Here is a 14,337-nt window from a genome sequence, read left to right as displayed (position 1 = left end):
CGTTGAGAAGAGGTCCATGTGTCGATTGCTGAATTGAATGCCTTGCTGGACAAACGTCATTCCTGCCGGGCCTTTCTGCCGGACCCGGTACCGCAGGAACAGATCGCGCAGATCGTGACCAGCGCGTCCCGGGTGCCAAGCTGGTGCAACGCGCAACCTTGGCAACTGATCATCACCAGCGGAGACGAAACCGACAGGTTCCGCGACGCGATGCTAAACGAGGCGGAAAACGGCACACCGGCCCCGGATCTTCCATTTCCCACGTCTTACTCCGGCGTGTACCAAGACCGCCGCAGGACGTGCGGCTGGGCACTCTACGACGCGGTTGGCGTAAAACGGGGGAACCGCGAGGAATCGGCCCAGCAAATGATGCAGAACTTTGCCCTGTTTGGCGCACCACATTGTGCCATCATCTCAAGCCCGGCAGAGCTTGGACCATATGGTGCAATGGATTGCGGCGGCTTTGTCACGGCTTTTGCGCTCGCTGCTCAGGCTTTGGGCGTGGCAACCATCCCGCAAGCGGCATTGGCCACATATAGTCCTTTTTTGCATCAGTATTTTCAGATCCCCGATGACCGGCTGATCCTGTGCGCAATTTCCTTTGGCTATTCGGATATGGATCATCCTGCAAACAGCTTCCGTACGGAGCGCGCGGCATTGGGTGACTTTGTGGACTGGCGCGGCTAAACCGTCGCTCAGGCAGGCTCAACGTTTCGGGGGAGGAACCAAGTGCGCGCATTGCTGCAAAGGGTGACACAGGCCAAAGTGTCGGTCGGAAGCACCGTCATAGGCACAACCGGCCCTGGGCTCATGATTCTTGTCTGTGCCATGCAAGGCGACAGCAAGGCACAGGCAGAAAAACTGGCCGAGAAGACCGCGAAACTGCGGATTTTCAAGGACGACGCCGGCAAGATGAACCGCTCACTTCTGGATGTTGAAGGCTCTGCTTTGGTGGTCAGCCAGTTCACATTGGCGGCGGACACCTCCGGCGGCAATCGCCCCGGATTTTCGAACGCAGCCCCGCCTGAGCTGGGAGAGCAGCTGTACACGGTCTTCGCAGAGCACCTTGCCGCGCAGGGGATTGCAGTGGAAGCCGGACAGTTCGGCGCGGACATGGCGGTTGAGCTTGTAAATGATGGGCCAGTCACGATCTGGGTGGAGAATTGATGGATATTGAGAAGCAAGCCGTCAGGTTGTGGCAGGCCGGGGTTGAGGCCGTCGGCGGGTATCAGGCCACCCAAGCCGCCTTGCCTGATGTCTCTAAACCCGACCGTATTCTGGCCGTGGGCAAACCAGCCGCAGCCATGGCGCGGGCTGCGCTGGCACAATTTGGCGCTATCCCCACGCTTGTGGTCACCAAAGACGACCATGGCCGCGACTTGCCGGGTGGGGTCGAGGTGATTGAAGCGTCACACCCCGTTCCGGACGACCGCAGCCTGGCGGGCGGGCGTGCTCTGCGCTTGGCCATGGAACAAATGGAACCCGGATCACATGTGCTGCTGCTGGTTTCGGGCGGCGCGTCATCCCTGGCCGAGGACCTACTTCCCGGAACATCACTTGATGACCTCGAGGTGTTAAACCGCAAACTGCTGTCCAAAGGGCTGGATATCCGCGCGATGAATGCCGAGCGGCGCAAGCTGTCGCGTATCAAGGGCGGCGGTCTGCTGTCCCATTTCGCCGGAAACCGCGCCACTGTTCTGGCGATTTCAGATGTGCCCGGAGACGACCTGAATGTCATCGGATCGGGAATCGGAGCATTGCCTGATAACCATTCCTTTGCGGCCACCACCCGGATCGTTGCTTCGAACGCGCATGCCCGCAATGCGGCTGCCAAAGCAGCGGAAACGGCGGGGTTGAGTGTCTTGACCAATAATGAGGCCCTGCACGACGATTATTTGCAGGTCGCGGCGCGTCTTGGGCCCATGCTGCGCGAAATGAAAAAGGGAGTGATGATCTTTGGCGGAGAACCGACCGTGGTTTTGCCTGATCACCCGGGGCGTGGCGGCAGAAATCAGGCCCTTGCGCTTGCCTTAGCCAAAGAGATTTCAGGCCAAACAGATCTTGCGGTGGTCGTGGGCGGCACCGACGGCACGGACGGTCCGACAAATGCGGCGGGAGGAATCATAACAGGCGCAACCTGGGGTGATGGCGCAGATCGCGCGCTTCGAAAAGCCGACAGCGGGTCTTTCCTGGATAAAGCCAATGCTTTGCTGATAACAGGGCCAACCGGCACCAATGTCATGGACCTGGTTGTCGCGATACGTGGATGAATTGACGCTTATCATGCCACCTTGACCCGCAATCGACCGGAAACTACCCGGAAATGCAGACTGCACCTGAACACCCAATCAGCAATTGCCGCACACCGGACAAGAAAGAGAGGGCTTCGGCCATCGGTATTTAGGAGAAATGTCCTTGCCCGGTCCGCGGAAATAAGCCAACGTTGACTCATGCGTCAACAAAAGCCCGAAAAGGGCTGGAACCACTCGATAGGGAGATCACTAAATGAACGAACAAATCACGCATATGGCCGGTCAGGTCACAGCCGGAAAAATGACCCGCCGCGAATTCATGGGGAAAGCCGCGGCCCTGGGCGTTTCGGCTGCCGTGGCTAGCACGATGTTCGCCGACGCAGCACGCGCAGCTGGCCCGAAAAAGGGCGGCGACCTGAAGTTTGGCCTTCAGGGTGGCGAGTCCACAAACTCGCTGGATCCCGCGACCTATGCCAGCTCGGTTCCGTTCCAGAACGGCAAGCAATTCGGCGACCAGCTTGTAGAAGTTGCACCTGATGGGACCATCGAGCCGCGCCTGGCTGAAAGCGTCGAAGGCAGCGCGGATGCCAAGGTTTGGACCTTCAAACTGCGTCAGGGTGTCGAGTTCCACAATGGCAAGACTATGACCAGCGAGGACGTGCTGAAGACCATGCAGCGCCACTCGAACGAAGACTCCAAATCTGGCGCCCTCGGCATCATGAAGGGCATCGAGTCAATGAAGGCCGACGGCGACAACTTCCAGGTCACTCTGACCGAAGCGAACGCCGACCTGCCTTATCTGATGGCGGACTACCACCTGATCATTCAGCCGGACGGCGGCATGGATAACCCGGCGGCTGGGATCGGCACTGGTCCGTACAAACTGGAAGTTGACGAGCCCGGTGTCCGTCACCTGTTCACCAAGAACGAAAACCACTGGAACAGCGATTTCGGCAACTTTGACAGCGTCGAAGTGGTTGTCATCAACGATGCGACCGCACGTACTGCAGCGCTGCAGTCCGGTCAGGTGCACGCCGTTAACCGCGTAGAACCCAAAGTAGCCGACTTACTGGGGCGCGCGCCAAACCTGACGGTGCATTCAACAGCGGGTCGCGGACATTATGTCTTCATCATGCATTGCGACACGGCTCCGTTCGACAACAACGAACTGCGCACGGCACTGAAATACGCAATCAACCGTACGGATCTGGTGGATAAGGTACTGCGCGGCTATGGCTCGATCGGGAATGATATGCCGATCAACGCCGCCTACCCACTGTTTGATGAGACCATCGAACAGCGCGAGTTCAGCGTGGAAAAAGCCGCCGAGCACTACAAGAAGTCCGGTCATGACGGCTCGCCGATTATCCTTCGTGTTGCTGACGGTGCCTTCCCGGGTGCTGTGGATGCCGCAGCGCTGTTCCAACAGACGGCGGCGCAGGCCGGAATTCCGCTTGAGATCAAGCGTGAACCCAATGACGGATACTGGTCCGAAGTTTGGAACGTGCAACCTTTCTGTGCCTCCTACTGGGGCGGCCGTCCGGTTCAGGACCAGATGTACTCGACCGCGTATCTATCAACCGCAGACTGGAACGACACTCGGTTCAAGGTTCAGGCGTTCGATGACATGCTATTCGCGGCAAAGGCGGAGCTGGACGTTGAAAAACGCAAGGGCATCTATAGCCAGATGGGCAGAATGGTCCGCGACGAAGGCGGCCTGATCTGCCCGATGTTCAACGACTTTGTCGAAGGTGTCAGCAACCAACTGGACGGCTGGGAAAGCGACCCGACGCAAGAGATGATGAACGGCAACATGTCCCGCAAAATGTGGTTCGTCTAAGACGGGCCACGGATAATGCATCCTATCATCAAATTGGTTTCCCAGCGCCTCGCGCTGGGAATCCTATTGCTGTTTGGCGCTTCGGCCTTGATTTTTGGCCTGACCGAAGCTCTTCCCGGAGACGCCGCGCAAGCCGTCCTGGGGCAGTCCGCAACCCCCGAGGCCTTGGCTAACCTCCGCGAAGAAATGGGCCTGAACCGCCCCGCCCTGACCCGCTATTTCGAATGGCTGGGAGGCATTGTTCAGGGCGACCTTGGTCAATCGCTTACCAACAAGCTTGATATTTCTGAGAGCATCGGAAAACGCCTCGGCAACACGCTTTTCCTGGCTTGTGTTGCGGCAATCGTTTCGGTTCCACTAGCGATTTTCCTTGGGCTGCTGGCCGTCAGGTACCGCAATCGCTGGCCAGACAAGCTGATTTCCGCCATCACATTGACGACGGTATCGATCCCCGAGTTTCTGATCGGCTACGTTGTGATCTATTACATCTCAGTCAAACTGGGATGGTTTTCCTCGCTTGCCATGGTCAATGATTCCATGTCCATCGGCCAGAAACTGTACGCCGTCGCCTTGCCGGCATTTGTTCTGACACTTGTGGTGCTGGCGCAGATGATGCGTATGACCCGGGCTGCAATTCTGAACCTGATGCAATCCGCTTATATCGAAACGGCAGAGCTTAAGGGCCTGAGCACATTTCAGGTCATCGCGCGGCATGCCTTTCCCAACGCAATCTCGCCCATCGTGAACGTCGTCATGCTGAACCTCGCCTATCTGGTTGTCGGCGTTGTCGTGGTCGAAGTTGTCTTCGTCTATCCCGGCATGGGGCAGTACCTTGTGGACGCCGTGACCAAGCGTGACGTGCCGGTCGTTCTGGCCTGCGGCGTGGTGTTCGCGGCTGTTTACATCGGCCTGAACATGGTCGCGGATATCGTCTCGATCCTTGCAAACCCAAGACTGAGGCATCCGAAATGAAGAACATTCCTATTTCGGCTCTGATTGGCCTTATGTTCACCGGCGCCTATTTCTTCGTGGCAATCGCTGCCCCGTTGATCGCGCCCTACGGGATGGCGGAAGTGGTCGGCGATGTATGGGAGCCGACCAGTGCCGAGCACCTGCTGGGTACTGACAATATCGGCCGTGACCTGCTGACCCGCATGATCTATGGCGGGCGCACGACGATCTTCATTGCCGCCGCCGCGACATTGCTCAGCTTTCTGACCGGTACCTCGCTCGGTTTGCTGGCCGCCGTTCTGGGCGGTTGGGCGGATCAGGCGCTCAGCCGGACAGTCGATCTGATCATGTCGATCCCGACCCTGATCCTCGCGCTGGTCATTCTGGCCATCGTTCCGGTCACTGTTCCGATCCTGATCCTTGTCATGGGCCTTCTGGATGCGACACGCCCCTATCGCCTGTCGCGGTCCGTTGCCGTGGATATCAACGTGATGGATTACGTCGAAGCCGCAAAACTGCGCGGTGAGGGACGGGCTTGGATCATCTTCCGGGAAATCCTGCCGAATGCATTGTCCCCATTGGTGGCCGAGTTTGGACTGCGGTTCATCTTCATGGTGCTGTTCATCTCTACCCTGTCCTTCCTGGGCCTAGGCGTACAGCCCCCACTGGCCGACTGGGGTGGCATCGTGAAGGAAAACAAAGATGGCATCGTCTATGGCATTGGCGCGGCGCTGTACCCGGCTGTCGCCATCGCGACGCTGGCGATTTCGGTCAACCTTGTGGCTGACTGGATCCTGAACCGAACCACATCGCTGAAAGGAGGCCGGGGATGAGTGATACCCTTCTCAAGGTCCGCGACCTCAAGATCGGTGCAACCGTTTACCCACCGGGTGAGAAACCCCATGAAATCGAAATCGTGCACGGGGTCAGTTTTGACCTCGAGCGCGGCAAGGTGTTGGGCCTGATCGGTGAATCCGGTGCTGGGAAATCCACAATCGGTCTCGCATCAATGGCCTATGGCCGGGGTGGCGTTGAAATCACCGGCGGCGAAGTCTGGGTCAACGGACGTGACGTCCTGAAGTCATCGCATGGCGATATCCGCAATCTGCGCGGGGGTGAGGTTGCCTATGTCTCGCAATCCGCTGCTGCGTCGTTCAACCCGGCCAAGAAGATCATGGATCAGGTTGTCGAAGCCGCGGTCGAGCACAAGAAGTTCAGCCGCAAAGAGGCCGAAGGCCGCGCGCGCGAACTGTTCGCCAAGCTGGGATTGCCCGATCCTGACAACATCGGCAGCCGTTATCCGCACCAGGTCTCGGGCGGTCAGTTGCAGCGTTGCATGACCGCTCTGGCTCTGTGCCCCGAACCTGATCTGGTGGTGTTCGACGAACCGACCACAGCGCTTGATGTGACCACCCAGATCGACGTTCTGATGGCAATCAAGGATGCCATTCGCGATACCGGCGTTGCCGCTTTGTACATCACGCATGACCTGGCCGTTGTTGCGCAGGTCAGCGACGATATCATGGTTTTGCGGATGGGTGATACAGTCGAATACGGCAGCACCGACCAGATCATCAACAACCCGCAGGAAGAGTATACGCAGGCTTTGGTCTCGGTTCGTTCAATCGAGCACGAAGAAAAACAGCCCACGCCGGAACCGCTGCTCACCGTCGAAGGCATCACGGCACGCTACAAGGGGCTGAACTTCGACGTGCTGCACAACGTCAATGTCGAACTTCATCCGGGACAGACGCTGGCGGTCGTTGGCGAATCCGGTTCGGGCAAGTCAACACTGGCCCGGGTTATCACCGGCCTGTTGCCGCCGCGCGATGGTGAGATCAATTTTGCCGGGCGCACACTTTCGCCGAACCTTGCGGGACGGTCTCGCGAGGATCTGCGCGAGTTGCAGATGATCTATCAGATGGCAGACGTGGCAATGAATCCACGCCAGACCGTCGGCACCATCATCGGCCGCCCGTTGGAGTTCTATTTCAACATGCGCGGCGCTGAGAAGCGCAAACGGATCATCGAGTTGTTGGATGAGATCGAGCTGGGCGAAAAATTCATCGACCGCTATCCTGCGGAACTGTCTGGCGGCCAGAAACAGCGTGTCTGTATCGCGCGGTCGCTGGCGGCAAAGCCCAAGATGATCATCTGTGACGAGGTCACTTCAGCGCTGGATCCGCTGGTGGCGGACGGCATCCTGAAACTGTTGCTGGACTTGCAGAAGATCGAGGATGTGGCCTATCTGTTCATCACCCACGATCTGGCGACGGTCCGCGCGATCAGCGACAGCATCGCGGTGATGTATCAGGGTCGCGTGGCCCGTTATGGCTCAAAGAGTCAGGTGCTGAGCCCGCCTTTCGACGATTACACCGACCTGCTGCTCAGTTCGGTGCCTGAAATGCATCTGGGCTGGCTGGAGGAAGTTGTCGCCCATCGCAAGATGGAAAGCGCCGGGAACTGATCCGGTTCGCGACAATTCAATGACGGTTTGAAATCCCGGCACTTTGTCTGATGACAGGTGTCGGGATTTTGCTATTGGGGGCGCAAAGTGGCAGCCGATGGACGTCGAATCTCCTAGGGTCGCCGGAACGCAATGTCTCTCAAAGGGCCTCGACATGGACCGCAAGCTACTTCTCATCATTCTGGACGGTGTCCCCTATCGCAATTTTCGCCGCCTGTTCGGCAATCTCGAAGGCTGGGTCGACAGCGGCGAAGCGCGTGTCTGGAAACTGCGCGCGGTGCTGCCTTCGACATCGGCCAGTTGCTATGCGTCGATCCACACAGGCGTGACGCCGCAAGAGCACGGCTGCACCGGGAATGGAAACGTCTTCCGGCTGAGCCACAAGGACGTCTTTAGTCAGGTGCGTGAATCCGGTGGTGTGACCGGAGCGGTGACACACAGCTACTGGTCGCAGTTCTTCAACCGTCATCCCTTTGATTACGTCCGCGACATCGAATATGACGAACCCGAAAGCCGGACGATCAACCATGGCCGTTTTCACAGCATGACCGGCTATGGCAAAGCCAATCAGATGACGCCATCTGATGTCGACCTGTATGCCACTCTGACCAATCTGTGCCTGCGGTTCGGGCTGGACTATGGCATTCTGCACACCTGCACGCTGGACAGTATGGGCCACCGTTTCTTCCACGATTGCGAAGAAATGGATCACGCCTGCTTTGTCGCCGACGAGATGCTGGCCCCTTTCATCCCCCGCTGGCGCCAGTTGGGATATGAAGTGATCGTCACGGCGGATCACGGCCAGGACGAGCGTGGGCACCACGGTGGACGCAGCCCACTGCAACAGGAAACGGCGCTGTATTATTTCGGCGACGCCGAAGGGCCAGACTCTGAGACCGTCATAAAACAGTTGCAATTGGCCCCGACCATCCTGAGCCGGATAGGTGCCCCCATTGCAGAGACAATGAAGGCCGAACCGTTTCTGCGGTAATGCGCATGCAGTTTCGGGGTCGCTTATGTGGCCTTTGCGGCCACCATTGTCGCAAACACCTGGTATCCGTAAAGTGACCCGTTTCGAGCACGTCTTTCGTGCTCGGCCACAAGCCCCGCCGCCAATTCTTTTCCGATGTCACCTCGCTCGTACATTTGCTTGGTGGTCAGGTCGACCCAAGGCAACATGTGCTCTGGTGTTGATACAACTCTGCTCTGAACGTCAAAGTGCCTAACAGAAAGTCCGGCATCGGCAATCATTGGCCTGAGTTTTGCGACGACAAAGGGGTCGGTCACAAACTCGCGAACGAACTCTTTTGCGCAGATATCCAGTGGATCATTTGGAAAAGAGCTGAACGTCGCTTTGGAAAAATCAGCGTCACACACAATCAACTGACCATCAGGTTTAAGCACTCTGAAAGCCTCAGCAACCAGAGATCCGGGATCTTCCACATGCGTTAGCACCGTATGCATAATGACCGCATCGACGGCATCATCTTCCAAAGGCAGCGCGGCACCGTCCGCCACCTTAAACGTCAGGTTCGAATACTCTTTAGCCCGATCGCTGGCTTCCGAGACAAACCCTTTCGAGGGTTCAAACCCGACAACTGCTGCCGGGTGGCAGCGTGATGCGATGCGACGCGTTACGGCGCCTGCACCCGCACCGACCTCTACAACTGTGGACGCCCGCGTCACATGCAGATGATCCAGATACGCAGCAACGATCCGTTCCATGGTCGGGTCCGCTTGCCGTTGGTCCATTGAATCCGCAAACAACTTGATGAATTCAGGCCCTGCGGCATCAACGTTCTGGAAGGGGTCGGTCATAACCTAATGTCTCCTTGGAAATTCCAAGAGACTATACCACAGCCTAACGGTTTGTTGGGTTGTGAACGTACCGGGCTTTCGAGCACCATTGCCGAGACATTCGCTGCATTAGTCGTAGGACCAAATCCCCTGCCCCAGCGCTTCTATCGCAACCGAAATACGTTCGAAACTGTCAGCCGTACGTTTCACCGAGGTTCTCGCGCGCAGATAGCCGTGAACAAGACCGGATTCGTTGATCCAGTGGGCCCGCCCGCCCGCCGCGTTGATCCGCCTGCAATAAACCTGCCCGTCGTCTCGCAGCGGATCGCAATCAGCCGTTACAACCACGGTCGGCGGCAGGTTTGAAAAGTCACTGTCCTGCAACGGAGCATAGGTTGGATCGCCCTTGGGCTGAACGCCCGAGTATCGGACGGTCTCATAAAACTTGATTTCATCCAACGTCAGCAAGGGGGCCTGGGCATGTTCCGTGTAGGACCCCTGACTGGGGTCCCCACCGAGGCCCGGGTAGATCAGCACCTGCCCCAGGATCCCGTCCAAACGCCCGCGCGCGTGATGGGAAACAGCTGCAGCCAGATTTCCACCGGCGCTGTCACCGGCCAATATCAGCGGGTCACCGTATTCGCTTGCGGCCCAGTTCGCAGCCGTCCAACAGTCATCAAACTGTGCCGGGTGCACATGTTCAGGGCACAGCCGGTAATCGACGGCGACGACCCGGTACCCGGTTTGGACGCATAACTCAGCGCAAACATCGTCGTGGCTTTCGAGACCACCAACAACGAAACCGCCACCATGAAAATAGACGACTGTTCGAGTTGGTTGCCCGGCAGAGTAGATACGAACCGGAACACCATCGGCCGCCCTGTCCTCTGTTTCCACGCCAGCCGGGCGTGGTTGGCGAAAGTCCTGACACATGGTGTCATAGACACGACGCTGATCCTCAATCGACAACTGTACCGCGTCATCAGGATAGCTTTCGGCCGTGCGACGTATGAACGCCCAGGTTTCTTCGTCGATCAGGCGTTCATAGTCCATTGTCCCTCCGGCTTATTCAGACCACTCCCACGGCCGGGTGTATACCCCCAGCACTTTTGCAACATCGTCTTCCGAAGATCCGTTCGCGTCAAGCTGCGCGACCAGGCCGCGCTTCTTGTCATCGATGACAGAGACCACCCGTGCCGCTAAACCAGCATCCTCGAGAGCGCCGTTGTAGATACGAGTGATAGCCTGTTTCCGAAGATCAGGCTTGAACACCTTGCCAACGGCAGTTTTGGGCAGCTCATCCAGAATGGTCATGTGCTTGGGTTGCGCCGCGCGTTCATGCACGTGAACCTTGCAGTAATCCATCAGCTCTTTTTCGGTGACCGATGCGCCCTCGACCAGTTCGACAAAGGCGCAGGGAACTTCACCGGAATGCGCATCCGGCTGGCCGATAGCACCGGCAAAAGCAACGGTTTCATGGCCCAGCAAAGCCTCTTCGATCTCGGCAGGATCGATATTGTGACCGCCACGAATGATCAGGTCCTTCGCCCGACCGGTGATCCACAGATACCCATCTTCGTCGAAGCGCCCCAGATCACCTGTCCGCAGGTACTCATCGAAGTGATACAGGTTAACGTTCTTGTCGGCCTCGGTGTAGGTATTTCCCGCATAGACACCTGGGTTCGAGATACAGATCTCACCGATTTGATCAGTCCCGCATTCGGTCGGTCCGTCCGGCCCGTCCTGCAGGATTTTGACGTCTGTATAAGGAAACGGAATACCGATCGATCCGATCTTTTTCTCGCCGTCCACCGGATTGCACGAGACCAAGCACGTTGCTTCTGTCAGACCATACCCTTCGACAATGGTGACGCCGGTGGCTTCTTCAAACCGGCGGAACAGTTCCACCGGCAGCGGGGCCGAGCCCGAGAAGGCCGTTTTTACGCTTGAGATATCGGCATCGACCGGGCGTTGCATCTTGGCTGAAATCGCAGTTGGCACGGTAATGATAAAACTCACCTTCCAACGCTCGATCAGCTTCCAGAAATTGTCGAACACCCCGTCGCCGCGATATCCCTGTGGTGTCGGGAAAACCACATGGGCACCGGATGAAACGGCCGCCATCACAATCACGTGCACCGCGAAAACGTGGAACATGGGCAGCGGGCACATGATGACGTCGTTTTCGTCAAACAGAAGCGTGCTTCCCAACCAGCCATTGTAGATCAATCCGGAATACTTGTGCTGCGCCACCTTCGGCATACCTGTGGTGCCACCGGTATGGAAGTAACAGGCGACACGATCTTCCTTGCTGTCTTCAAAAGTCAGCGTCGTCAGCTGTTTGGCCAATTCAGTGTGGAAGTTCTTGTAATCCGCATGGGCTAGCTTTTCCTTGTCGCCCATCTTGGGGCGCAGGAACGGCACCAGCCATGATTTGGGCGGGGTCAGATACCGGTTCAGATCAATTTCCAGAATGGTATTGACCTTGGGTGCGTGGCGCACCGCTTCCTCGACCTTCTGGGCGACATCTGTTTTCGGGAAGGATTTCAGCGTCACCACGACCTTGGCGCCGGTCTCGCGCAGGATCGCGGCGATCTGTTCCGGTTCAAGCAGGGGATTGATCGGGTTCACGATCCCCGCGACCGCACCGCCCATCAGTGTGACCAATGTCTCATTGCAATTGGGCAGCACAAAAGCGACCACGTCTTTTTCGCCCACACCCAGCGAGCGGAACAGGTTAGCCGCCTGATTGACCTGAGCCAAAAGTTGCGACCAGGTCAGGGTCTCGGCCTTGTCGTTCGGGCCCGAGAACAGTTGGAAACTCATGGCATTATGGTTGGGAAACTTCCCTGCCGTGCGCGACAAAAGCTGATGGAAGGTGACAGGCAAATCCCGATCCTCCCACGGCATTTCCTGTTCCATACGCTTCTTGTCTTCCAATCCCACAAAGGCCATGTGGTTCCTCCCGTATATTCTCCCGCGTTTTGCGCGGGCTTGTTATTCGCGACCAAGATGGAAGCAAAACAAACCTCGCGCAAGCGAGGCCTTAGCCTTCAAGGGGGGTAAAATGTAGAATGACGCTACGGCGAATTCGCAAATGCCGGAGCGTCACTCTTATTCGGCAGCGACACCATCGGTGAACTGCAGGCGCGCAAGGCGTGCGTACAGCCCGTCCTGAGACACCAGATCCTCATGGCTGCCTTGCGCTACGATGCGGCCTTCTTCCAGCACAACGATGCGGTCCGCTTTTTTCACAGTTGCCAATCTATGCGCAACAATCAGGGTCGTACGCCCGGCACGCATCTTGTCCACAGCACCTTGCACTGCGCGTTCACTTTCCGCATCCAGCGCCGAAGTCGCCTCGTCCAGCAGCAGAACCGGCGCGTCGCGCAGGATTGCGCGGGCAATGGCGATACGTTGCTTCTGCCCGCCGGACAGCATGACACCCCGTTCGCCGACAAAGCTGTCATATCCTTCGGGCAAGGCCGCGATAAAGTCATGCGCGGCAGCGGCCCGCGCGGCAGATTCGACTTCTGCATCCGAGGCGTCCAGACGCCCAAAGCGGATGTTTTCACGCGCGGACGCAGCAAAGATCACAGGATCCTGAGACACCAAAGCCATGTGGTGGCGGAAGTCTGACCGGTCGAGGTCGCGCAGATCAAGGCCGTCCAGCGTCACGCGACCCGAGTTTGGATCATAGAAGCGCTGGATCAGTTGAATCACGGTTGTTTTTCCCGCACCCGATGGCCCGACAAATGCGACCGTCTCGCCGGGTTTCACCAAAAGCGAGAGATGATCCAATGCAACTGTATCGGGGCGCGCCGGGTAGCGGAAGCTGACGTCTTCAAACCGGATTTCACCCTGAATGTCTTTGGGCAGCGCTTTAGGATTGGCAGGGTCGGTGACAGTATCTTCTGCATGCAGCAACTCGACCAGACGCTCGGTGGCACCTGCGGCGCGCTGAAGTTCGCTCCAGATTTCGGACAGGGCTGCGACTGAACCTGCCATGATGATCGAATAGATCACGAACTGGATCAGAACGCCTTCGGTCATTAGCCCGTTTCGCACGTCGTTCGCACCCATCCACAGAACGCCAACAATACCCGAGAAGACCAGGAAGATCACGATAACCGTCAGGACCGCACGGGTCTGTATGCGGCGCAGCGATACACCGTAAGAGGTCTCGGTCATCTCACCGAATTGCTGACGGCTGGCTTGTTCGTGAGAAAAGGCCTGAACGGTCTGCACTGCCCCCAATGCCTCACCCGCATTGCCGGACGAGGCGGCGATCCAGTCCTGATTCTCGCGGCTGATCACGCGAAGGCGGCGGCCAAGAACGAGAATCGGCACTATGACGACAGGGATCAGCAACAATACCAGCCCGGTCAGTTTGGCAGATGTCAGCAGCATCAGAACCAGCCCACCGACGAACATCAACATATTTCGCAGGGCAATGGACACGGATGAACCAAGAACCGATTGGATCAGCGTCGTATCAGTGGTGATCCGGCTTAGCACCTCACCTGTCATGATGCGTTCGTAGAATTCCGGGCTCATGCCGATGACGCGGTCAAACACCGCCTTGCGGATATCAGCCACCACCCGTTCGCCCAGACGAGTGACCAGTGCATACCGAATACCGGTGCCCACGGCTAGAACGGCGGCAATGCCGAGCGCGGCCAGAAAATACCAATCCAGAAGCTCGCCATCCTGAATGCGGAAATTGTCAACGACGCGCCGTACTGCCAGTGGCAGCGTCAGGGTCATGCTCGCCGTCAAAATCAACGCCAGCGTCGCGCCGATCATCAGGAACTTGTAGGGCTTCATGAACGGCCAAAGCGAGGCCAGCACCCCAATCTTCTTTGAACGGGCGCGTTCTTCAGAGGCGCCGGGGGCTGCGGCATTTGCTGGTTTGCTGACGGTTTGTCTTGCCATGTCTGGCCTTTGTGTCCTGAACGGTACTGAGTGACCGCTTTCTTGGAGGTACAGTCAGGTATGGTCAAGCATCACGACCACAATCGGTAGGTCGA

At 57.7% G+C, this 14,337-nt stretch carries 12 protein-coding genes; 8 read left to right on the top strand and 4 right to left on the bottom strand.

The window, feature by feature from the left end; genetic code table 11:
* Positions 1–18 precede the first annotated feature (18 nt).
* The 8 genes from AC2FFA_RS06710 to AC2FFA_RS06675 all read left to right on the top strand — a co-directional run bounded on the left by AC2FFA_RS06710 (position 19) and on the right by AC2FFA_RS06675 (position 8,501).
* Complete coding sequence (locus AC2FFA_RS06710; protein WP_496850691.1) at positions 19–687, top strand: nitroreductase; 669 nt, start codon at positions 19–21, stop codon at positions 685–687.
* Positions 688–729: 42 nt separating this feature from the next.
* On the top strand, positions 730–1,167 hold the full coding sequence (gene dtd / locus AC2FFA_RS06705; RefSeq protein WP_117868223.1) for a D-aminoacyl-tRNA deacylase: 438 nt from the start codon (positions 730–732) through the stop codon (positions 1,165–1,167).
* Positions 1,167–2,270, top strand: a complete 1,104-nt coding sequence (locus AC2FFA_RS06700; protein ID WP_496850689.1) for a DUF4147 domain-containing protein — start codon at positions 1,167–1,169, stop codon at positions 2,268–2,270. Before dtd ends, AC2FFA_RS06700 begins: the two co-directional genes overlap by 1 nt.
* A 235-nt stretch (positions 2,271–2,505) precedes the next feature.
* Complete coding sequence (locus AC2FFA_RS06695; RefSeq protein ID WP_117868221.1) at positions 2,506–4,092, top strand: ABC transporter substrate-binding protein; 1,587 nt, start codon at positions 2,506–2,508, stop codon at positions 4,090–4,092.
* Between the two features lie 15 nt (positions 4,093–4,107).
* The gene (locus AC2FFA_RS06690; RefSeq protein ID WP_117868220.1) at positions 4,108–5,064 is read left to right on the top strand and encodes an ABC transporter permease; all 957 of its coding nucleotides are present in this window, start codon (positions 4,108–4,110) and stop codon (positions 5,062–5,064) included.
* Positions 5,061–5,876: an ABC transporter permease gene (locus AC2FFA_RS06685; RefSeq protein WP_117868219.1), complete on the top strand. Its 816-nt coding sequence runs from the start codon at positions 5,061–5,063 to the stop codon at positions 5,874–5,876. Before AC2FFA_RS06690 ends, AC2FFA_RS06685 begins: the two co-directional genes overlap by 4 nt.
* Positions 5,873–7,510, top strand: coding sequence for an ABC transporter ATP-binding protein (locus AC2FFA_RS06680; RefSeq protein ID WP_496850687.1), 1,638 nt, complete (start codon positions 5,873–5,875; stop codon positions 7,508–7,510). The genes AC2FFA_RS06685 and AC2FFA_RS06680 overlap by 4 nt, the downstream gene beginning before the upstream one ends.
* A 154-nt stretch (positions 7,511–7,664) precedes the next feature.
* Positions 7,665–8,501 carry an alkaline phosphatase family protein gene (locus AC2FFA_RS06675; protein ID WP_496850685.1) on the top strand — a complete coding sequence of 279 codons (837 nt, stop codon included), beginning with the start codon at positions 7,665–7,667 and terminating at the stop codon, positions 8,499–8,501.
* A 23-nt stretch (positions 8,502–8,524) separates the two neighbouring features.
* Here AC2FFA_RS06675 and AC2FFA_RS06670 read toward each other — a convergent pair whose 3' ends face one another.
* From AC2FFA_RS06670 to AC2FFA_RS06655, 4 genes are all read right to left on the bottom strand, one after another.
* Positions 8,525–9,328 (bottom strand): methyltransferase domain-containing protein, encoded by an 804-nt coding sequence (locus AC2FFA_RS06670; protein ID WP_496850683.1) that lies wholly within the window; start codon positions 9,326–9,328, stop codon positions 8,525–8,527.
* 108 nt (positions 9,329–9,436) lie between these two features.
* A complete protein-coding gene (locus AC2FFA_RS06665) occupies positions 9,437–10,360 on the bottom strand; it encodes an alpha/beta hydrolase (protein ID WP_496850681.1) in 924 nt (307 codons plus the stop codon).
* Between the two features lie 12 nt (positions 10,361–10,372).
* Positions 10,373–12,262 (bottom strand): acyl-CoA synthetase, encoded by a 1,890-nt coding sequence (locus tag AC2FFA_RS06660; RefSeq protein WP_496850679.1) that lies wholly within the window; start codon positions 12,260–12,262, stop codon positions 10,373–10,375.
* A 159-nt stretch (positions 12,263–12,421) separates the two neighbouring features.
* Complete coding sequence (locus AC2FFA_RS06655) at positions 12,422–14,242, bottom strand: ABC transporter transmembrane domain-containing protein (RefSeq protein WP_496850677.1); 1,821 nt, start codon at positions 14,240–14,242, stop codon at positions 12,422–12,424.
* Positions 14,243–14,337: the final 95 nt, after the last annotated feature.

It is taken from the genome of Ruegeria sp. YTSB088 (assembly GCF_059609825.1).
The sequence above is the reverse complement of the archived record's forward strand: the minus strand, read 5'-3'. Positions and strand labels throughout refer to the sequence as shown.

Excerpts from the sequence above, each read along its gene's own strand:
- AC2FFA_RS06700 (WP_496850689.1), top strand. The coding sequence starts at position 1,167 with ATGGATATTGAGAAGCAAGCCGTCAGGTTGTGGCAGGCCGGGGTTGAG.
- AC2FFA_RS06695 (WP_117868221.1), top strand. The coding sequence starts at position 2,506 with ATGAACGAACAAATCACGCATATGGCCGGTCAGGTCACAGCCGGAAAA.
- AC2FFA_RS06690 (WP_117868220.1), top strand. The coding sequence starts at position 4,108 with ATGCATCCTATCATCAAATTGGTTTCCCAGCGCCTCGCGCTGGGAATC.
- AC2FFA_RS06685 (WP_117868219.1), top strand. The coding sequence starts at position 5,061 with ATGAAGAACATTCCTATTTCGGCTCTGATTGGCCTTATGTTCACCGGC.
- AC2FFA_RS06680 (WP_496850687.1), top strand. The coding sequence starts at position 5,873 with ATGAGTGATACCCTTCTCAAGGTCCGCGACCTCAAGATCGGTGCAACC.
- AC2FFA_RS06675 (WP_496850685.1), top strand. The coding sequence starts at position 7,665 with ATGGACCGCAAGCTACTTCTCATCATTCTGGACGGTGTCCCCTATCGC.
- AC2FFA_RS06670 (WP_496850683.1), bottom strand. The coding sequence starts at position 9,328 with ATGACCGACCCCTTCCAGAACGTTGATGCCGCAGGGCCTGAATTCATC.
- AC2FFA_RS06665 (WP_496850681.1), bottom strand. The coding sequence starts at position 10,360 with ATGGACTATGAACGCCTGATCGACGAAGAAACCTGGGCGTTCATACGT.
- AC2FFA_RS06660 (WP_496850679.1), bottom strand. The coding sequence starts at position 12,262 with ATGGCCTTTGTGGGATTGGAAGACAAGAAGCGTATGGAACAGGAAATG.
- AC2FFA_RS06655 (WP_496850677.1), bottom strand. The coding sequence starts at position 14,242 with ATGGCAAGACAAACCGTCAGCAAACCAGCAAATGCCGCAGCCCCCGGC.